This window comes from Candidatus Neomarinimicrobiota bacterium (genome assembly GCA_041154365.1).
Taxonomy (GTDB): domain Bacteria; phylum Fidelibacterota; class Fidelibacteria; order Fidelibacterales; family Fidelibacteraceae; genus Fidelibacter; species Fidelibacter multiformis.
On record AP035449.1, the window covers coordinates 326,926 to 347,946 of the forward strand.

The 21,021-nt window shown below is 44.8% G+C and carries 22 protein-coding genes; 16 read left to right on the forward strand and 6 right to left on the reverse strand.

What is annotated here, in order from left to right:
• Nucleotides 1-6 precede the first annotated feature (6 nt).
• From rpmA to strainIA91_RS01450, 16 genes are all read left to right on the forward strand, one after another.
• Complete coding sequence (gene rpmA, locus strainIA91_RS01375; protein WP_400167304.1) at nucleotides 7-258, forward strand: 50S ribosomal protein L27; 252 nt, start codon at nucleotides 7-9, stop codon at nucleotides 256-258.
• Between the two features lie 180 nt (nucleotides 259-438).
• Nucleotides 439-1,407, forward strand: a complete 969-nt coding sequence (mdh, locus tag strainIA91_RS01380; protein ID WP_400167305.1) for a malate dehydrogenase — start codon at nucleotides 439-441, stop codon at nucleotides 1,405-1,407.
• 377 nt (nucleotides 1,408-1,784) lie between these two features.
• Nucleotides 1,785-3,347, forward strand: a complete 1,563-nt coding sequence (locus tag strainIA91_RS01385) for a tetratricopeptide repeat protein (RefSeq protein ID WP_400167306.1) — start codon at nucleotides 1,785-1,787, stop codon at nucleotides 3,345-3,347.
• 22 nt (nucleotides 3,348-3,369) lie between these two features.
• Nucleotides 3,370-5,178 (forward strand): GAF domain-containing protein, encoded by a 1,809-nt coding sequence (locus strainIA91_RS01390; RefSeq protein ID WP_400167307.1) that lies wholly within the window; start codon nucleotides 3,370-3,372, stop codon nucleotides 5,176-5,178.
• Entirely contained in the window at nucleotides 5,171-6,385 is a 1,215-nt protein-coding gene (locus strainIA91_RS01395) for a sensor histidine kinase (RefSeq protein ID WP_400167308.1), read from the forward strand. Before strainIA91_RS01390 ends, strainIA91_RS01395 begins: the two co-directional genes overlap by 8 nt.
• Nucleotides 6,386-6,394: 9 nt before the next feature.
• The gene (locus strainIA91_RS01400) at nucleotides 6,395-7,006 is read left to right on the forward strand and encodes a response regulator (protein WP_400167309.1); all 612 of its coding nucleotides are present in this window, start codon (nucleotides 6,395-6,397) and stop codon (nucleotides 7,004-7,006) included.
• A 130-nt stretch (nucleotides 7,007-7,136) separates the two neighbouring features.
• A complete protein-coding gene (ffh, locus tag strainIA91_RS01405; protein WP_400167310.1) occupies nucleotides 7,137-8,462 on the forward strand; it encodes a signal recognition particle protein in 1,326 nt (441 codons plus the stop codon).
• A gap of 11 nt (nucleotides 8,463-8,473) precedes the next feature.
• Entirely contained in the window at nucleotides 8,474-9,184 is a 711-nt protein-coding gene (gene rpsP, locus strainIA91_RS01410) for a 30S ribosomal protein S16 (RefSeq protein ID WP_400167311.1), read from the forward strand.
• Nucleotides 9,185-9,210: 26 nt separating this feature from the next.
• Entirely contained in the window at nucleotides 9,211-9,447 is a 237-nt protein-coding gene (locus strainIA91_RS01415) for a KH domain-containing protein (RefSeq protein ID WP_400167312.1), read from the forward strand.
• A gap of 26 nt (nucleotides 9,448-9,473) precedes the next feature.
• Nucleotides 9,474-9,986, forward strand: coding sequence for a ribosome maturation factor RimM (rimM, locus tag strainIA91_RS01420; protein WP_400167313.1), 513 nt, complete (start codon nucleotides 9,474-9,476; stop codon nucleotides 9,984-9,986).
• On the forward strand, nucleotides 9,976-10,683 hold the full coding sequence (gene trmD, locus strainIA91_RS01425) for a tRNA (guanosine(37)-N1)-methyltransferase TrmD (RefSeq protein WP_400167314.1): 708 nt from the start codon (nucleotides 9,976-9,978) through the stop codon (nucleotides 10,681-10,683). The genes rimM and trmD overlap by 11 nt, the downstream gene beginning before the upstream one ends.
• A gap of 18 nt (nucleotides 10,684-10,701) precedes the next feature.
• Nucleotides 10,702-11,046: a 50S ribosomal protein L19 gene (rplS, locus tag strainIA91_RS01430; protein WP_400167315.1), complete on the forward strand. Its 345-nt coding sequence runs from the start codon at nucleotides 10,702-10,704 to the stop codon at nucleotides 11,044-11,046.
• Between the two features lie 138 nt (nucleotides 11,047-11,184).
• Nucleotides 11,185-12,123 carry a hypothetical protein gene (locus strainIA91_RS01435; protein ID WP_400167316.1) on the forward strand — a complete coding sequence of 313 codons (939 nt, stop codon included), beginning with the start codon at nucleotides 11,185-11,187 and terminating at the stop codon, nucleotides 12,121-12,123.
• Entirely contained in the window at nucleotides 12,113-13,033 is a 921-nt protein-coding gene (locus strainIA91_RS01440) for a hypothetical protein (protein ID WP_400167317.1), read from the forward strand. Before strainIA91_RS01435 ends, strainIA91_RS01440 begins: the two co-directional genes overlap by 11 nt.
• Nucleotides 13,034-13,043: 10 nt before the next feature.
• A complete protein-coding gene (locus tag strainIA91_RS01445) occupies nucleotides 13,044-14,885 on the forward strand; it encodes a tetratricopeptide repeat protein (protein ID WP_400167318.1) in 1,842 nt (613 codons plus the stop codon).
• Nucleotides 14,886-14,904: 19 nt separating this feature from the next.
• Nucleotides 14,905-15,357: a septal ring lytic transglycosylase RlpA family protein gene (locus strainIA91_RS01450; RefSeq protein ID WP_400167319.1), complete on the forward strand. Its 453-nt coding sequence runs from the start codon at nucleotides 14,905-14,907 to the stop codon at nucleotides 15,355-15,357.
• Between the two features lie 20 nt (nucleotides 15,358-15,377).
• Here the strand turns inward: strainIA91_RS01450 and strainIA91_RS01455 are convergent, their stop codons facing one another.
• The 6 genes from strainIA91_RS01455 to strainIA91_RS01480 form a co-directional block, all read right to left on the reverse strand.
• Nucleotides 15,378-16,166 (reverse strand): inositol monophosphatase family protein, encoded by a 789-nt coding sequence (locus tag strainIA91_RS01455; RefSeq protein WP_400167320.1) that lies wholly within the window; start codon nucleotides 16,164-16,166, stop codon nucleotides 15,378-15,380.
• The gene (locus tag strainIA91_RS01460; protein WP_400167321.1) at nucleotides 16,159-16,803 is read right to left on the reverse strand and encodes a hypothetical protein; all 645 of its coding nucleotides are present in this window, start codon (nucleotides 16,801-16,803) and stop codon (nucleotides 16,159-16,161) included. Before strainIA91_RS01460 ends, strainIA91_RS01455 begins: the two co-directional genes overlap by 8 nt.
• 7 nt (nucleotides 16,804-16,810) lie before the next feature.
• Entirely contained in the window at nucleotides 16,811-18,586 is a 1,776-nt protein-coding gene (locus strainIA91_RS01465) for a hypothetical protein (RefSeq protein ID WP_400167322.1), read from the reverse strand.
• 39 nt (nucleotides 18,587-18,625) lie between these two features.
• Nucleotides 18,626-18,955 carry a septum formation initiator family protein gene (locus strainIA91_RS01470; protein WP_400167323.1) on the reverse strand — a complete coding sequence of 110 codons (330 nt, stop codon included), beginning with the start codon at nucleotides 18,953-18,955 and terminating at the stop codon, nucleotides 18,626-18,628.
• Complete coding sequence (eno, locus tag strainIA91_RS01475) at nucleotides 18,956-20,236, reverse strand: phosphopyruvate hydratase (protein WP_400167324.1); 1,281 nt, start codon at nucleotides 20,234-20,236, stop codon at nucleotides 18,956-18,958.
• 67 nt (nucleotides 20,237-20,303) lie between these two features.
• Complete coding sequence (locus strainIA91_RS01480) at nucleotides 20,304-21,017, reverse strand: TIGR02206 family membrane protein (protein WP_400167325.1); 714 nt, start codon at nucleotides 21,015-21,017, stop codon at nucleotides 20,304-20,306.
• Nucleotides 21,018-21,021: the final 4 nt, after the last annotated feature.

Below are 21,021 nucleotides of genomic sequence, written 5' to 3' on the forward strand. Positions count from 1 at the left end.
TTTATTATGGCACATAAAAAAGGATTAGGAAGTACCAAGAACGGTCGGGACAGTAACCCCAAGTACCTGGGCGTGAAGCGTTACGGTGGTGAATTCGTCACAGCCGGAACGATCATTGTCCGTCAGCGCGGGACAAAATTCTGGCCCGGTGAAAATGCAGGACGCGGCGGGGATGATACGATTTTTGCCACTGCAGATGGATTTGTGAATTTTACAAATTCTGCAGGGCGTAAGAAAATCAATATCCTGCCGAACTGACTTTTTTCATAGATTCTTTTTTCTGAAGCCTGCGGAAGCAGGCTTTTTTACTTTTCCACCTAAATCGTCCAGCTATTCGTCCCTTTACCCGTCAAAAGATTGGATCAAGAAGCCAATCTCCCATTCTTCTCTTCTCTAAAATTTTTTACATTGACAGATAACGTGAAAGGGAGGTATAGGATGTCTCGACCTAAAATTGCAGTTATCGGTGCCGGGCAAATTGGGACCGTCATTAGCCATCTGATAGCTTTACGCCAACTGGGGAATGTTGTCCTTTATGATATAGTCGAAGATTTACCGCAGGGGAAAGCACTGGATGTGCAGGAAGCATCCCGGATTGACGGGTTTGATGTCTCCATCCTGGGGACCAACACCTATGAGGATATTCAGGAAGCAGATCTGGTGATTGTAACGGCAGGTGTCCCTCGAAAACCCGGAATGAGCCGTGACGATCTTTTAAAGGTTAACAGTCAAATTATCCGGTCTGTTGCTGAAAATGTCCGCCAATATGCTCCTGATGCCATTGTTATTCTGATTTCCAATCCCCTGGATGCCATGGTGACACTTTTTCAAAAAGTATCAGAGTTTCCCGTCAAACGGGTGATGGGACAAGCGGGTGTTTTGGATAGTTCACGTTTTTGTACATTTATTGCACAAGAACTGAATATAAGTGTCAAAGATGTAAATGCTATGGTTTTAGGGGGCCACGGTGATTCTATGATCCCTCTGATTCACTCGGCAAATGTCCATGGAATTCCGGTTATGGATCTGCTGATTCAAAAATATGGGGATCAAAAAAAAGCTCAGCATGTCATGCAAACCATGGTAGATAGGACACGTATGGCTGGAGGCGAAATTGTTGGACTCCTGAAGTCCGGATCTGCCTTTTATTCACCTGCCTCTGCGGCGGTTGCCATGGCTGAAAGCATTCTTCGGGACGAACACAGGCTTTTACCAGTCTGTGCCTCTCTTCAGGGAGAATATGGCTTCCATGATCTGTATATGGGCGTGCCGGCTGTTCTGGCCCAATCCGGAGTTATAAAAATTGTGGAAATTCTTCTAAGCTCCGAAGAAAAAAAAGCATTCCGGGTCTCTGCCAATCATGTAAAAAATCTTATCGACAATATGAAAAACCTGAAATTACTCTGAGCAGGGATTAAATAAACAGGAGTTATATACGACAGACCGGCTGTTATAATATTTACCATGAAGTAACTTACGAGAATTGTGGTAATGATTATAGTGGGAGCACATAGAAAAAGAGGATGAGGTAAACTATGACTATTATGTTTCCATACCAAGTTAGGTATTGATGTAAAAATTCCTACTAATGTAGAGAAACCGCCAATCCTGAAACTCCCTTTTGTTCAATTAGCCCTTTCATACAAAAGAGTCATAAAACTTCTTTTTCTTTTAAGGCGTCTTGCTTTTCATCCCTTTCTATTTCCTTGAAATGATGAGATAATTTATTTAATATGTTTTATCATGACTGCCAGCATTTGTTCACACACACAGGACAAAAACCAATGATTAAAAATTCTTTTTTTCGACGTGCCGGACATTTGGGGATGATCATATCCCTGTTTTTTATAACACAACTGTATGCGGTGACGACAGATCAGATGACCACAGCCCTGAAAACTCTGTATCAGGAAGCAGTTTCCTTTTCCAAAAAGGTGGAAGGCTATCCTTCTGACAGTAAAGAAAAAGTAGCCATCACCCGTATTCTGAATATGTTAAAGCAGGATGCAAAAAAAATCAGGGTTTTAGCCGATACTGAATCATCTGCCAAGACTCAGGCAGAGTATAAAAAAATGGCTGAACAGTGGAAAAAGATCCGGTCCTTTATTCAGGATATGGAAAAAGATTTGAAACAGGCAGAATCCGCTGCGCCTAAGACACCGGAGGACATTTTACGGGAAATCGAAGCCTATCGCCGGAGAATTGAATCCCTCGAATCCCGTCTGGATGAAATGCCGGTCCCGGTGGACCGTATGAGTGAACGGCAGCGGGTTGAAAAGGCAGTGAAGGAGAAAGACTGGCAGACAGTGAAAACCCGCCTGGATAAAGCCCTTTTGCATTATCCGGATGACCCCGAACTGCATTATTACCTCTCTTTGTATATGGAAGCACAGAAAAATTATCCTTCCGCCAGAGATGCGATCCTGGAAGCCCTGAGATTGGGCCCCCGAAATGCCCGTTACTGGTCTAAGGCCGGAGATATCTATCAGCAGCTTGGTTTATATGAACAGGCCTTTGGGGCTTATGCTGAAATACTTCTTTTGGATCCCCGGAATGTGCCGGCCAGACTGAATCTGGCTGGTTTGTTGATGGAAACGGGCCGGATCGACAGTGCCCAATCCCTGTATGAAGAAGTCATTCAATTGAATCCTTCCTATCCTGATGCTTATGAGGGTCTGGGGAGAATTGCCTGGCAGAGGGGGCATAATGAAACGGCAAAAACATATTATCAGAAAGCCATTACACGAAACAGTCGTTCACCTAAACTCTATTTAAGTCTTGGACAAATTTACATGGACCAGAAGCAGTATACATACGCCATCCGACACCTTGAAGAAGTCATTCGTCTGGATCCGGATCATACAGAGGCCAGGTATCTCCTGGGGAAAGCCTATTGGCATACATTCGATGTAGCACGGGCGACGGTTTACTGGTCCCAGGTGTATCGCCGGAATAACAGAGCTTACAATATCTCTTTCTGGTTGCCGGCGGCGTACTATGTTCAGGCTGAAATTCTAAAAAATAAGGACCTGTTCCGGGAATCAACCCGGGCTTTCCGTAATGCCCTGGATATCAATCCCGATTCTTATCACTGGATAAGCTGGGGAAATTACTGGCTTGGTAAATACTATCTGTCCCAAAATAAACCCTTATTGGCAGAAACCTATTACCTTAATGCCCTGGAAACCAACCCCAATCTCTCGGAAGCACTGATTGCCCTGGGCATCCTGAAATGGGAACAATCCAGCCCAGATGAAGCCCGGAAATACTGGCTACAGGCTCTTAAAATAAATCCTGGCAATCAGGAAGCCTCTGCCTGGTTGAAAATGACTCAAAATAATCCCTGATTTACAAAAGGTTAGGACATCTATGGAATTGTCTATTTCCCAGTTGAAAGGACTGATGAATATTTTTACGGAACTTGAACCGGAAGAGATTCTCCGTAAAAGTGTGGAGCAGATTTCCCGAATGTTGAATGCCAAAGGGTGTACGATTTTTCTGTATAATGAAGGGACAGATTGTATTGAACTGGCTGAAACCACAAGTCAACAGGTTCACGATGCCGGAACCGTCAGGTATAGCCGGGGAGAAGGACTTACAGGATGGGTTTTTAAATTTCAGAAACCTTTGTTGATTCAGGATTTTGACCGGAAATCTGTGGATGATTTGAAAAAAGAACATGGGAAAGAGATCAACTGGATCAATAAATTTTCGGATGGTGACCGCCGTATTGCCAAATCATATCTGGCTGTTCCCATTGTATCCAAAAGCGGACGTTTTTACGGGGTGATCCGGGCATCCAGCAATGAATATAACTTTGATGAAACCCATCAGGACCTATTAATTCACATTGCAGGATATATCAGTATTGCCCTGGAAAACAGTTATCATTATCTGCAGGAACGGAAAAAAGCCGATTATTTTAAACTCTTGATGGAATTCGGCACCCGCCTGCATACCCACTATAACCAGACGGATCTTTTGAATTTTGTGGCTGAAGCCGCAACACGGACTTTTTCGGCTGAAACCAGTGAAATTTACCTTCTGAAGGAAAAAACCGGGAATGTCCTCGTATTAAGAGCAGGTCATGGTATCCCAAAAGATTTGATCAATAAGGCGGAGCATAAGATCGGTGAAGGGCTCACAGGGACTCTGGTGGAGGAAAACCGCATCATCCGCCTGAATAACGTCCTCACCTTTCCCAGGTATAAAGGAAAATACAGGTCTCAAATGAAGCGGAATCTGAAACATGGTGACCGCCTGGCTTTTCTGGGGAGTCCCATCGCCATGAAGAGTGATGTCATCGGATGCATTAAACTTTATAATAAAATTGCCAAATATCCTGGTGATGAAACTATTTTTTCGGAAGATGATGAAAAGTATATTGCCGTCCTTGCCGATATGCTGGCAGTTGCCATCGAAAATCTCCAATATCTGGAAAGCATGAAAACCTCTGCCATTCAAATGTTTAAAACCCAGCGGTTGACAGCTCTTGGAACCATGGCAATCCGCCTGCCCAACGAGGTAATCAATCCCCTGACAACAGCCCAGCTCAATGTACTTAACCTGAAGCGGATGATTGAAAGGAAGAAAGCACTGAAGCCGGAAGATTTTTTAAAACGCCTGGGAGTGATCGAAGAAAAGCTTACAGAAGTCGCCAGTGGCATCAAGGTCTTACAGGAATTTTCAACCAAAGCCGGATTTTTAAAGGTCCGGAAAACCTGGAGTGATATTATTGACGAAAGCCTGCTTTTCCTCAGCGATGAGATCATCCGAAAAAAAATCACGGTCTACAGGGACCGCCAGGCTGAGAGGGCCATACCAAAAGTCATTGTAGAACCGAACGAGATGATGGAAGTGGTGATCAATCTTCTTCTGATTGCCATTTCTCAATTGCAGCACTATAACGGTTTTATTCATATCGAAGTGACCTATGATAATGAATCCCACATGATAAAGACCCATATTATTTCGGAAGATAACGTATCGATGCAGGCGTTTGGATCGGCCATTTCCATGTTGCCGGACGGCAGCGAAGTGGTTACCCCCCAGCAGTTTATGTTCACCGTAGCCAAAGAAATTGTTCACAATAATTATCAGGGAATAATAAATTTGAAGCCTGAAAAAAACGGGGTCTCAATTACCATCTGTATTCCTGCCGGAGGTGAAAATGTTTGATAGTGACCTTCTGATTGTAGATGACAGTCTGGCCTTTTGTGAAAGTATCGTTGACCTGTTGGAAGATGAAAACTGGAAGGTTGAATATGTCCTGGACGGTGCAGAAGCGATCCGGAGACTGGAAAGTTCTGAATACCGGGTTGTCCTCCTTGACCTGAAAATGCCAGGCATGAGCGGCATTGAAGTCCTTAATGAACTGAACAAACGGTCTTTGATCAATCGGAACTATATCATTGTTCTGACAGGTGAAATCACCATAGAAAACGCCGTGGATTCCCTGCAATACGGTGCCAGGGATTTTATTCAGAAACCGGCAGTTGTCGAGTTCCCCGATGAATTTGTCAAACGGATCAAGCGGGGTTTTGACTGGCAGAGTGAACGGCTGTTAAATGAAGAACTCCGGAAAGAGCGGCAAAAAGCCATTGAAGAATCCCAGTTGATTGTCAAAAGCGTAGGACACGATATGTCCGGGTCGTATTATGGATCCCTTATGCTCCGGCTTCAAACCCTCCGGCGGAAAATTAACCAGCTCCAGGAAATCAGCAGTACCCGGGTGAATGGCCTTGTGAATCCTGAGACAGGTGATGTAAAGGCAGAACAGCTCATTGAGGAAGTAGGTAAAATGAACGAACTGGTCAATGAGAGTGATGAACGTATCTCAGGCATCATTGACCTGATGAAATTTTTCAAGGAACTGGGAGAAAAACTGAAGCATCTGGGGAATGCCATTTCTATTGATAAAACCCATGAGAAAAAAGTGGATCTGACTCAAATTATTCAATCGGCTATCCGGGTTTTTGCCGAATCCAAGGTCCATGAGAATCCGGAAGTGACGGTTCAGGAGGATTTTGCCGATGAACCGTTGTATATTTCCGCTTCGGAAGAGGATTTATTACGGGTCTTTCTCAATCTGATTGAAAATGCCTACAAGGCGATGGAAGGCAAAGGAACCCTCACCCTCAGGACCCGCCGGAAGGGAGGTCAGGTTATCGCTGAGGTGGAAGATACAGGTTGCGGCATCCCTGAAGATGTGATTGATAAAATCTGGCGGCCTGACTACACCCGCTGGAAATCTACGACCGGTACTGGTTTAGGTCTGCTGATTTGCCGGAAAGCTGTTGAGAATTCAGGAGGGACCATTTCGGTGAAAAGTCAGGAAAATGTGGGAACAACTTTTACATTATCCTTTAAGAATATTGAATCATAGGAGATAGAAATGCAAAAGACAATATTACTGGTTGATGACAAAAAGCTCCTCAGGGATACCCTGATTGATTATCTGGGGAATGACCGTTTTCGTTTCCTGGAGGCGGAAACAGGGGAAATTGCCATTGACATTTTTCGTGAAAAATCCGAAGAGGTGGATGTCGTGCTTCTGGATGAAAACCTGCCTGGTATTAACGGTATCAAAACCCTCCGGCTTATGAAAAAAATTAATGAAAAAGTCCCGGTGATTGCTCTTACCGGTGAACTGACCATAGACATCCGGAAATCCTTTATTGATGCCGGAGCTTATGATGTCCAGGCAAAATCTGCCATTTATGAAAAACTTATCCCGTCTCTGGAAGGGGCTCTTGAAGGGAAAGAACCCAGTGCCGGCAGTGGAGAATCGGACATTGATTTTGAGAAAATGGCAGAAGCCTTGAAAAATGACGGCCGGTGGGAAGAATCGGCCCTCTATCTGAGAGAAGCCGGTATGGAACAGAAAACACTGGGAAACCTGGATAAAGCTGCTGACTATTTTGAAGAATCTATCACGCGCTATAAACGGGCCGGACGGACAACAAAAGCCAAAGAAGTTGAAAAACTTTTGGATGAAATCAGCTGATTCTGTTTTTTAACAGTGCCGGGCCATGGTTCAGGTGAAAGGATGAGTGGGATCGTTAGTCAGCGTGTGGAAATCATACTTTCCGCAAGTCTTTTGATTTTGTATATTTCCCGGCTGAAAAGGAAGAAAGATGCTCGAACAACTGCGTGAAAATCTGGATGGTGTTCTAAAGAAGCTCCGGGGTCAGGGAACGATCACGGAATCCAATATTCAGGATGCCATGCGGGAAGTCCGCCGAACCCTCTTGGAAGCGGATGTCAATTTTACCGTTGCCCGTGATTTTATCCGGACCGTGACGGAAAAAGCCCTGGGGGTCCGGGTATTGAAGAGCATCACTCCCGGTCAGCAGATCATCAAAATCATCCATGAAGAACTGACACGTATTTTAGGTGAAGAACATATTCCCCTGAATTTAGGAGGACTTCCCCCTGCCGTGCTGATGCTTGTGGGTCTGCAGGGATCAGGGAAGACCACCCTGGCAGCCAAACTGGGGTTACACCTGAAATCCTTGGGAAAACGGCCTTTACTTGTAGCTGCTGACGTGTACAGGCCCGCAGCCATTGATCAGCTTGTAAAATTAGGCATTGAGACAGGCATTCCCGTACATGCTGAAAAGGGTGTGGATCCTTTGACAATTTGTCGGAATGCAATGGATATAGCACGTCAGGACAATACCAATGTGGTGATTGTGGATACGGCTGGCCGACTGCATATTGATGAAAAGATGATGGGCGAACTGCAATCTCTCCAAAACTTCCTGCATCCCCGTGAAATTCTTTTCGTGGCCGACGGGATGATCGGACAGGATGCGGTGAACTCTGCCCATGAGTTTAATCAACAGCTTTCCGTGACCGGACTGGTTTTGACTAAAATGGACGGAGATACCCGGGGCGGTGCCGCACTTTCAATTAAATCTGTGACTGGCAAACCTGTGAAATTTATATCTTCCGGTGAAAAACCGGGGGATCTGGAACCTTTTTATCCAGACCGTTTTGCCGACCGGATCCTGGGAAAAGGGGATATTGTCTCGCTGGTGGAAAAAGCCCAGGAGGCCGTGGATGAAAAAGAAGCGGAAAAACTGGAGCAAAAACTTCGAAAGAATCAGTTTACCCTTACAGACTTTCAAAAACAGCTCAGAATGGTGAAAAAAATGGGCCCCCTGGGGTCTTTAATGGAGATGATCCCGGGCTTTAGCCGTTTAAAAAACGTCCAAGTTGATGAAAATCATTTCATTAGAACGGAAGCTATCTTAAATTCTATGACGTTCCAAGAACGGGAAATGCCACAGGTGATCAATGCCAGTCGCCGGAAACGCATCGCCCGGGGGAGTGGTACGCAGGTTTCAGATGTGAACCGATTGTTAAATCAGTTCGAACAGATGAAGAAGATGATGAAGAAAATGAATAAAATGAAATTACCCGGAAAGGGCTTTAACATGCCCCGGGGACAGTTTTAAGGAGGAAAAATTTGGCAACTCGAATTCGTCTCACACGTATGGGTAGACGGAACCGTCCGTATTTTCGGATCGTTGTTGCAGATTCCAGAAGCCGTCGTGATGGCCGTTTTATCGAACAGGTAGGGACTTACGATCCGTTGAAGCATGAAAACCGTGTGAATATCAAAGAAGACCGGATCATGCATTGGCTGGAGCAGGGAGCCCAACCTTCAGATACAGTCAAAAACCTTTTATCCAAACTGGGTATTATGCTGAAATGGCACTTACGGAACTGCAAATCCGAAGACGTAAAGAAAGTGGAAATCCAGAAATGGGAGATGGCCCAAAAGGCCAAAGCGGAAGAAACGGTAAAAGAATCCAAAGATAAAAAAACATCCAAAGCCGCACCTGTGAAAGAAGAAACCGAAGCAGACACACCTGTTGAAAAAGAAACAGCGGAAGAAACGGTAACTGAAAATGTTGAGACACCGGCAGAAGAAACAGTTGTTGAAGAAGCTGCCGAAGAAAAGGTAGAAGAAGAGGTAACTGAAACTCCTGCTGAAGAGGAAAAAGCCGCTGCTCAGGAAGAGACGACGGAAGCACCTGCTGAAGAGGAAAAGGCTGAAGAAAAGGTTGAAAAAGACGCCGCTTCTGAGGAAGCAGAGGATGATAAATCAGGACAACAAGCTGATACAGATAAAGCAGAAGACGCTGAAACAGAAACAGAAAAAACTGAATCGTGAATGAATCCTTAAGAGCGAGGTAGACAATGAAAGAGTTCGTTGAATTCATCGCAAAGCATCTTGTTGATCACCCTGAGGATGTGAAGGTCAGTCAAATCGACAGCGAGAATAACATCATTTTCGAGCTGTCTGTCAACTCTGCGGATCTAGGTAAGGTAATCGGGAAAAACGGACGGACAGCCCAGGCTCTGAGAACTCTCCTGACTGCCGTTTCCGCCAAAGCCGGACATCGCAGGGCAACGCTCGATATCATCGATCGTTAATCTTCGACTGCCAGATGATGTGAAAAATGTCCTTCAAAAAAATCGGTACTGTCCTTAAACCGTTTGGACTTGAAGGCAGGCTTCTAATACGACTCGAGAATGTCGATACAGAATTTTTGCGCTCTTTGAAATATGTGTACTGGGGACATGGTTCCACAGCAGAAGAGGTCAGTGAAATCCACAGCCTTTCCATCCAACCGAAAAAGATTATTCTTGGGTTGAAACAGGTGGCTAACCGGGATGCAGCGGATCAATTAAGGCAAGCCTCCCTTTTTGTACCGGCTGAAATAGTGCCTGAGCCGGAAGATCCGCAAGGAGAGTATGCACAGTATACCGGGTATGGCATACGAAACAGACAGGGACATTTTCTGGGAAAGATATTAAGAGTTGAATCCTGGCCGGCCCAGGATATGCTGATTATACAACATGGTGAAGATGAGAAAATGATTCCACTCACCGATGATTTCCTGGTGGATATCCATGAGGATAAACAGGAATTCATCATGGATTTACCGGAAGGACTCCTGGATGAAGATTGATGTTCTCACAACTTTTCCTGACATGTTGGTCCCGGTGATTGAAAGCAGTATTGCCCGCATTGCTGCCGAAAAAGGGATTGTATCCATTGAACCCCATGATATCCGGTCCTTTTCGGAAAATAAACACGGGAAAACCGATGATTACCCCTTTGGCGGCGGAGACGGGATGGTGATGACACCCCAGCCTCTGTTTTCTGGAATCCGCCACTGCCTGGATAACGTAAAACCGGAAAAACCGCGGATTATTTTTCCCACCCCTGATGGTGTACCTTTCTCACAGGATTTGGCTGAAGACCTTGCTCAGGAACCCTACCTGCTCATGATTTGTGGCCACTATAAGGGGATCGATCAACGGGTTAGGGATGTGTGGGTCACCGACGAAATCAGCATTGGTGATTATGTCCTTACAGGAGGTGAAATCGCATCACTGGTGATTATTGATGCTGTCATCCGCCTGATTCCCGGAGTGATTGGTACCCTGGATTCGGCTTTGAGTGACTCCTTTTCCCATCCTCTCCTGGATTGTCCCTGGTATACCAGACCTGAAGTTTTTGAAGATTTGAAGGTCCCGGACGTGCTCCTGAGTGGTCACCATGCAAGAATTGAAACATGGCGGCAGGAAGAACGCATAAAAAAAACAAGAGAAAGACGTCCGGACTTGTATCATAAATGGCTCAGTGAACAAAAAAAAGATTGAAAGTAAAGGGAGTATGTGATGGATAAACTATATACCAGCGCTTCTCATCAGATGCGCGATGATATTCCGCTGTTTAAAGCCGGCGATACACTGGTGGTGGATGTAAAAGTCCGGGAAGGGGAAAAAGAAAGAATTCAGCAGTTTAAAGGAATTTGTATTGCCCGTAAAGGGACAGGTATCAATGCAACGTTCACCGTACGGAAGATTTCCAATGGTGTAGGTGTAGAGCGGATTTTTCCGGTCCATTCACCAAACATCGCAAAAATTGAGCGGGTTTCTATTGGACGGGTCCGTAAAGCGAAATTGTATTATATCCGCAAGCTGAAAGGACGCAAGGCAACCCGGATCAAAGAAGTACGCTGATCCTTTTCTCGAAATAAATCATGAAAAAGCTGTCCGCCAGTCGGAGAGCTTTTTTTTTATCTGCTTCTTTCCCCTGAATTGTGTCTTTCTACCTTTCTGAATCGTTGTTTCATCTCATGGAGCTTTATAAATTGATACATGAAATTTATTTTTCGGGCCGGTTGCCTGATCGTGTGTTTTTCTGCATACCTTTTAGCCCTTCCCCGGGATCAAATAAGCGGCTGGATCCACCGGGGGAACGGTGATGTGTTTCCCGGTGAATTGGCTTATTCGGGAAACCGGATTATCTCCGTCCGGCGGGTGCAACTGGAAGATGTTGATACGACCCTCCATATCATACCGGCCATGATTGATTTAAATTTTTACTCCAGCCAGGATACCGCTACGATTGATTCGGTGATGATTCACCGGGGGGCAGGACTCTATCTTGCGGAAGAACCCCCCTATATTTTACTGAGGACTGTCCGAAACCTTCAAGAACCGGATACTCTGGGGCTCCGTGTTTCAATCCCTAAAGAAGATGGCAGTATTCATGCTTTGTATCAGCAAATTTTCGATTATCTGTCCAAAACGCCGGAGGATTCCTGCCGTTTAAGCTTACCTTTTCAATTCCGGGATCCCGGTAAAATCTGGTGGGATGAAATTCCCGGTATGTGGATTCCGGAATTTCAAACCCTTATTCAGAGTGCTGACTGGAAAGCTGTCTGGGTGGTTCGGGAAAAAAGCCTGCATCCCGATATGATTTTTGAAAATACACGCCTGATCCTCAATTATGAAGACCTTAAAATTTATGAAAAGGGAAAACCGGCTGAATCAGATTGGTTTGAAACATTGGGGAATACAGGTCTCCGGTTTTCTGAGTCCTGGTTTTACGGAATGTCCGGTTCGATCCTGAAAGCGAACCGACTTTCCCGGGAAGTTTTTCTCCAGCTGACGACAGTCCTTCCCGCTGAGTTCCTGGGAATTGATCATCGTTTTGGCCTCCTGGTTCCGGGATATTCTGCATCCTTTGCTGTTTTTAAAGGAGTAGAAGGACCTTGTGATCACCTGGTTATTGAAGGTTTATATGTTCAGTAAATGTATATCTGCAATTCTGCTGCTTATGATGCTGGGCGTATCAGCCCGGACTGAAAACGAAGATACCCTATACATTCGATGTGGCCATGTTTACAGAGGGGAAGGTCAATGGAGTGCCCCGGGCGAGATGTGGGCTGTTACATCAGGTAAAACATTTCCCGTTTTATCCTTTGAGAAAAAATCCGGCTACCTGGATATGAGCCGCTTCTGGATGGTTCCGGCTCTGGAAAATTTCTGGATTCCCAGGGTTCTTGACAGTTCTTATAGTTGTTATCCCTACGTGCAAACAGGATTACCCCAGTGGCAACTTCGGGAAATATACCAGTCGATGCTGAAGAAAGGAATTATATCCTTTGTTCTTTATCCCGACGGTCCGGATATTCGTTCAGGAGATGTGTTGGAATTGGTCTACCCGGGAACTTTCTCTCTTAAAGGACTTATGATTTTTCAGGAGAGCGTGCCAGAATCACTTTACAGACCAAGGGTGAATGCCATGGAGCATTCCTGCTCAGCCCGTGAAAGAGAAAGACTGTATCAGTGGAAAAACAATGTATTTCCCCTTTTTACCATGACAGAAGATTCAACGGGGCAACGATATCTTCTGGAAATAGATTACCATGAATATGATACAGATACAAGTGTTACACCCATGATCAGAGTGCTTCAGGAAGTGGAATTACTCCAGGAGTATGATTCTTTGCAGGTAACATATAAAGACCCTGATCATGTGTTCAAGACACTTCATCAGCTGGAAGCTGCTGCAGGAATCCGAATACTGGATCATATCACCAGCAGTCCTTCCGGAGATTCATATTCTCCACATATCCTCTTCCTCAACGGGAATCCCCTGATAAAACCCGCACACGTGAAGTTTATGATGATAAATGGGAAATTTTCTGTCAACAAATAAAGGACTACCTATGCGTCTCTTTCGCCTTAATCTTGTTTTTTTATGGGTGATTCTTAGTGGATGTGCCTATTTCAATACATTTTACAATGCCAAAACGTATTTTTCTGAAGCGACGCGCCAAATGGAGGAGGACCTGAACAAAGACGGCAAGATATCCCGTGCAACCTATTCCACATTTGAAAATGCATCACTCAAAGCCCAGAAAGTCATCGAACGCTTTCCGGATTCCGATTATGTGGATGATGCCATGTACATTGCAGGTGTATCCAACTTTCATCTTCAAAAATATACCATTGCCCGGACCATGTTTTCACGCTTGACGATAGAATTCCCTTCAAGTCCCTATTATGCTGAATCCCATTTGTGGATTGCAAGATGTTACTATGAACTGGGTGAAAAGGATATTGCCTTTCGGATGCTTGAGGAGTTTATTTCCAATTCAAAAAACAAGGTTTTTTTCGGTGAGGCCATGTCTCTTGCCGGGTACCTGGCTTTGGAAGAGGGTGAAGATGAAAAGGCCTTCGAATATTTCAACCAGGCTGTGGATATGTCTCATGATATCCAATCTAAAAGTAATTTACTCTTTGAATTGTCTCAAATTTATATTGATCGGTCCATGTTGGAGAAAGCCTTGTCTGTGTTACAGGAAATTGAAGAAATCTCAATAGATCCTTTGATGCTGACCCGGGTTCAGCTTCAGTATGCCAAGATTTACAGGATCCGGGAGATGTATGAGGAAAGTGAAGAATTGATCAAAGAGATGTTGGCAAACGAAGAAAATCAATCGGTCTTCCCCGATCTGGAATTGGAATTGGCACAGGTATACACCCAGCAAAATAAAATGGATCAGGCGATTCAACGTCATAAAACAGTGACTGAAAATTATCCCAATACACCCCAGGCAGCAAAAGCATCCTACAATCTTGGTGAGATCTATTTACATGGGCTAAATGATTACGAAAGTGCCCGGAATGCTTTTGTAGCCGTGAGGCAGCATGACCGAAACTGTCTTGAAGCAACCCTTGCCCAGAGTAAGATCAATGAAATCGGACAATTTGTCTCTCTTAACAATGAAATCCAAAATCTGGAGGAAGAATATCCAGGTCTGATGAATCCTGAAGTTGAACAGGATACGTCCCTGACAGATAAAGTGATCAATGATTATGTAAAAAACAAATTTCGACAGGCGGAGTTTCTGGCATTTAATTTTCAAAGTCCTGATTCAGCTCTAGGAATTTACCAGAGCCTGACAACCCGTTTCAAAGACAATCCCTTTATTCCCCAGATCCTGAATACCTGGAGTTACTTGTTGAAAGAAACAGGGGATACCCTCCGGGCAGAGATGTTGAAAAATCGTTTAATCCGGGAATATCCCTATTCTCCATTCAGTCTTCAGTATCTGGGCCGGGAACACCCTGATTCCCTGAAACAGGAAAAAAACCAATCCTTGATTTTTCATATCGAAGAGACATACTTTAATCAGGCTCGGGAACAGGAGGGAATGAAAGCATTCAAAGCCCTTCTGGATACGGCATCACTGGATTCTGTAAGCCGGGCCCAGGTTATGTACCGGATTGGTCTGGAATATGATCAGACATTCTCTGATCTGGACAGTGCCATGTTCTATTATCAGTTGGTAAAAAACCGTTTTGCTTCCACCAAATATGCCGATGCCGCCGAAAAACGCATGAATGAATTGAATCGAATCATTGAAAAACTGATGGAAGCATCGGTTGACGATACGCTTGAAACCACGGTAGTGGATTCCACTCAAGGGTTGGAAACGATGATGGATGAGATGGCAATGGATAGCTTACAAAGGGAAGAGGCACATGAATCAATACAGGAATAGGACACTTATCTTTTTTCTGATGTTAGGTCTTATGTCAGGATGCAGTTCCGCACCACGATATGGCAATCAGGCGGTTCCGGAGAAAACCCGAAAACCTGTAAGGACTCAGCCCACCAGACAGATTCCTGTGGAAAAAAATCCCGAATTGAGTTATCAGCGAAGTTGGATTGGCCTTAGTTCCTGGTATGGTGAAGATTTTCATGGGAAAAAGACTGCGAATGGGGAAATCTTCGATATGCATGCCCTGACAGCTGCTCATAAAACTCTGCCTTTGGGAACCTTGATCCGGGTGACGAATCTGGAAAACAACCGCTCTGTTGTTGTAAAAGTGAACGACCGTGGACCTTATGTGGAAGGACGGATTCTGGATTTATCCTACGGGGCGGCAAAAGCCCTGGGATTTGAAAACATGGGAACGGCAAAAGTTCACATCCAGGTGATTTCTTTCGGAGACAACAGTTACCAAAAATAGAAAAGTCCTTTTAACACCGTTTAGTCTTCTTCATTCAGGATTTCCAGCATTTCACGATGTATCAATCCATTGGTGGCTAAAAGACTCGGGATATAGGGGGAATACCCCTGACCGCCTACAGTTGTTACCTTACCACCGGCTTTGATCACCAGATAGGCACCGGCAGCACAGTCCCAGGGTTTTAATGTGAATTCCCAGTACCCATCTGACCGGCCGGCAGCAACATAGGCCAAATCCAATGCGGCAGCACCCGTCCTGCGAACTCCATGACTCCTTTCGTAAACCCGGCGGTGCAGCAGAAAATTTTTGTAAAATATGTCGTTATGCTCGTAAGGAAATCCGGTAACCAACAAACTATCCTGAACGCGTTCGGTTTGGGTTACGGTGACGGGCTTGTCATTTAATAAGGTGCCTTCTGTTTCCAGGTCACTGTAAAAGAGTTCTTTCCGGTATGGATCATAGACGGCAGCAGCCAGGATTTTATCCTCTTTTTCTATGGCAATGGATATGCAAAAGTAGGGGAATCCATGTAAAAAATTCGTGGTTCCGTCGATGGGATCGATAATCCATCTGATGTCCGATGAATTATCAAGGGGATCGCTTTCTTCGGCCAGAATTTTATGATCCGGGAATTCGTTCGTGATTTTCTCTTTCAGGAATTGTTCGCATCGGAAATCAATTTCAGTAACCGGATCTGTTTTGCTTTTCATTTCCACGGCATATTTTTCTTCCATGCCTTTCAGGATCAGGGAGCCTGCCGTTATGATCCATTCCCGGGCTTTTCGGCCAAAGTATTGTGCATCAGACATCTTTCACTCCAATTTTTTTTATATACCAATTCATTCTATGAGGATGAGGTTTAAAGTGCATTTTCTTTAAAAAGCGGATATGCTGTTTTTCCATTCCTGGAGTCACAAAATACTTTTTCCCCTCAAGATTCAAGGAATCGCAGCCTTTTCTGAAAAAATACCGGGCATTTTGCATATCCCTGAATTCCGGATGAGCATAGTCCAGTATGATTTCGGCTTCCGGCCCATCTGTTTTTCGAAGAATCACAATACTGGCTGGTAAAACATCCCGCATGATGATGACAGATTCATAATCTTCATTTTCCAGGATGGCAAAATCAGGGAAAATTTGTTGGATATCCTCCCGGAAAAAATTCAAATAATATTCCAGATACCAGGAATTCTTCACATCGATTGTATGTGCTTTAAAGACGATATCCCGCCTGCTGAGTGAAATGAGTTCCCGGATGTTGATTAAGACAATAAATCCATTCAGAACCGCCACCGGCCAGGCACCAATGAGTGCCCCGTATATGGAAAACAATGCAGATCCAATCAAATTATAAATCCGGAGCTGCCGGATCCTGCGCATCATCAAAGAAACAGCAACGATCAAAGTGGCGGTATAACCGATGAATTCATAGAGAGTCACATTCATAAAAACCTCATAGTGTAAAGTGTATCTGGAGAAATCCGTTTTGATTATAAACCTTTTTCTGTCCGCTTTGCCGGATGGCTTCCAAAGTATATTTAAATCTTACATTTCTGTGGAATTGAAAGCCTCCGGTAATCCCCCGCCGGTAGACATAATGGATGAGCGACCATTGATCATCCAATCCTTTTTGGTAAAACCACCGCTTTGAAAAAACAGGTCCGCCGGAAATTTTAAAAGCTCCTTTTCTATATGAGATCAGATATTCCTGATTGACCTGTATCCGCTCTGAGCTTTTATCCTGGATGAAACTGTTCCAGTCCAGTGCGCCATCGTCTTCAAACCGTCCGCTGAGTCGCAGGGATATTCCCCAGTTTGATGTAAAAAAATAATCCACATTCTGATCAATATACAAGGAACGAAAGATTCGGCTGTTGACATTGACAAAAGCGGAATCTTCAAAATCATAGACAAAATAATTGGAACTCAGGCTTTGGGTGGATGACCAGGTCAGCCGTGCCGGAATAGCCAGGTTTAGATGAGATCGGAGGGAATAAACCCGGTTCCAGTGGTTTTGCCCAGAACGGCCTGCATGAAGGTAGATCAGATGATGAAGATACATTTGACCGGACAGGTTCCAGCGGATAAAGGGGGATAAACGAAGGCTCAGTTGGGGGTTCACCACGTAACTGAGTTCATCCCGGTCATCCGTGTTATTGCTGTCGGGTGTATCAAAATGCAGCAATGACACCTGATACCGCAACAAAAGGCTGTCGCTTGTGTTCAGTGTATAAGATGCCTGCGTGTTGATGGTTTTCCGGGCGTATTTATAATCAGCAGGGACCCTGATCTCATCCCGGTCGGCCGAGGATTGGTCCTGGTTTTGATCCATGGTGAATTCACCCCTTACATTCAGATCGCCCTGTTTTTTCGTAAGTACGAATTGATTGTGGAACTGGTAGCTGTCCCGCTTTCGGGTTGCTGAACTGTCGGACAGGTAGAAATTCAGTTTGTCTGTTGTGGAGGAAAAGCGGACGTTATATAAAAACCGGATCTTCCATGGGAAAATATATGAGAACTTATCCTGAACCTGCCGTGTGCTGGTGGTCCGTATTTCAGTCCGGGATAAATCGGACGGATTGACAAAATATTCTCTTCGGGTTTCTTTAAAATGAAGGTTCAGGTTGTTAAAAATATCCTCTATAAAAGCTGTTTTGAACTGCAGAGTATTATCAGTGGTATAATTTGCACGGTGGGGTGTTTTATCATATTGAAAACGCAAAGCCGGAGTGAACATCTGTTTTCGGTTTTCGCTGAGGAGTTCCAGGGCGGAATACCATCCCACATCCTGAATCCCCCGGCGTTTTTCCTGAAACAGTCCGGCATTTCCGGACAGTGAAAGTGTTTTCCGTAACAAACCGGACATTCCGATACGGCTGTTGGTATAGTCGTTTTCGGAGCTATGTTGTTCATCGGATAAACGATATCCCCGAAAGGAGGGACCTATGAAAAAGAGGGGATTTTGTTTATAGAGAAAACGGGTTTCCAGTGCATTTTCCTGCTTGATTCGTGTGGGATCTCCAGGCTTTTTATACACATTGCTGCTGTTTTGGTAATTCGCCCGGATGAGAAAATGAGGGGTATTCATATTTAAACGGGAAAAGGCATTCAAAGTATAATAGTGATTCAATTGATAGAGACGAACAGAAGTGGTATCGGCAGCCATACTCAGCCGGGCCAGGGCAAAAAGGCATGCGATGATTCGGCACCATGTTGGGAGGATTTTCATATCCAAATATACCTGTCGACATTGGATGAGAGAATGGGATTATGGCTTGTCCTGGGGTTTAACCGGTTTTTTTTCAATCACCCGGTAAACAATTTCCCCTTTTTCAGACATGCGGTATTTTTCCCGGGCGATTTTTTCAAGATACTGTAAATCATTTTCCAGGCGGTCCCGCTCACTGGCCTTTTCCTGTTCCAGGGCTCTTAAGTATTCCTGTTCCTGACGGGCGGCTTTTTCTTGTTGAAGAGTTTTGTAATAGGTATAGAAGCCGTAATCTCCCAGGATCAGGGAGACTACGGCTATGATTATGAGAAGCACCAGTAACTTGATGACAAGTTGTGGCGTCAGTTTTTGTTGCGTTCTGCGGGCCATTTAAGGTCGAATGGCTTTGATTCCCGGAAAAATTGCCTGGTCTTCAAGCTCATCTTCGATACGCAGCAACTGATTATACTTGGCAATCCGGTCGGACCGGGAAGCGGATCCTGTTTTAATCTGTCCAACACCCGTGGCTACAGCCAGGTCAGCAATAAATGTATCTTCGGTTTCACCGGAGCGGTGACTGATCACACTGTTGAAACCATAAAGTTTGGCCAGTTCAATCGTTTCCAGGGTTTCCGTGACGGACCCGATCTGATTCAGTTTGATCAGAATGGCATTGGCACTCATCTCATAGATTCCCCGTTGCAGCCGTTCGGGATTGGTAACAAAAATATCATCACCTACAAGCTGAATCTTTTTACCCAGCCGTTCAGTCATCAGTTTCCAGCCATCCCAGTCATTTTCATCCAGACCGTCTTCAAGGGATATAATCGGATACTTTTTCAGCCAGCTCTCATACAGGTCGATCATCTGGTCTGCCGTCAGTTTTTTGTTTTCGGAAGCCAGGTGATATAATCCGTCTTCTTTGTGATAAAATTCACTGGCTGCCGCATCCAAAGCGATGAAAAGGTCTTCACCCAATGTGTAATCCGTCCGTTTACAGGCCTCCACAATCACCTGCAATGCCTCTTCGTTGGATTTCAGGTTGGGGGCAAAACCGCCTTCATCCCCAACAGACGTGTTCAACCCTTTTTCTTTCAAGACTTTTTTCAGGTTATGAAAAACTTCCACTCCCATCCGGAGCGCATCGGAAAAACTGGAAGCTCCGGCAGGATAAATCATAAACTCCTGCAAATCCACATTGTTATCAGCGTGGGATCCACCGTTCAGAATATTCATCATGGGAGCCGGTAAACGACGGGCATTGGCACCTCCCAAATACATATATAGCGGCACACCCAAATAATCTGCCGCAGCCCGGGCAACAGCCATGGAAACACCAAGTATGGCATTGGCACCGAGATTTTCCTTGTTGGGAGTCCCATCCAGCTCCAGCATGATATTATCAATATATGCCTGATCCATGGCGTCCTCTCCAACCAAGCGGGGAGCGATAATATCATTTACATTCTGAACCGCTTTTAAAACACCTTTTCCCATATAACGTGAACCGCCGTCCCGGAGTTCAATGGCTTCGTGTTCACCGGTGGATGCGCCGGACGGAACCGCTGCACGGCCGAAGGCGCCACTTTCCAGTAATACCTCTACTTCAACTGTGGGATTTCCCCGCGAATCCAATATTTCCCGGGCATAAACATCAACAATTGTAGACATAATAATTCTCCTTTTTTTCATTCTAAAAGTTACGGCTTTTCCAATACATTGTCAATAAATATAACAATTATAATTTATCAAGCGTCAAGACCTTTTTTCTTTTCCGTTTCAGGAAGCCGACGGGGGTGTAGACCACGAGAAACATGATCACGCCCATGCCGATCATGGGGAGAAGATAAAGGGGCCAGGGGCCGAAATAATCCAGGACAGAGGCCGTTTCCGGCTTATGGGCTATGAAGAAGTAGTTACCATGAGTCAGTATATTGATGAGCCCAATGGGAATAAGAAGAAACAGGGTAAGTACCGATGCTTTAGCCAGGGAGCGGAGTGTGGGCAGGTAATTCCAGACCACAGTGGCATACATGACGGTAAAGACTATCAAACCATGTGATACAAAGAACTGAAAGAACCGGTAATGGGGTATTCCCACATCAATATTTGGAGTGAGTAAAGCCTGGGTTGCTCCTGCCAGTCCCCAGAAGTATAAAATTTCGTACAGGGCATATGATTTTTTATACAGCATGACAGGTAACATCAAAATGGCAAAACCGCACAGGTGAAACGGCAGGCTGTTGGAAAAATCCCACTCCTGGTAAATAACCCGATACACATTCAGGGAGATTTCCTGTCCCCAAATCAGGATTCCCAACACAAGCCGGATATAATATTCCTTCTCTTCTGGAACATGTTTTTTAACATAAACCGGGATAAAAATTGAAGCCAGGATAATCAATCCAATGGCACTCAGATGTTCCCGCCCGAATAAGATGAACGGATTCATGGTT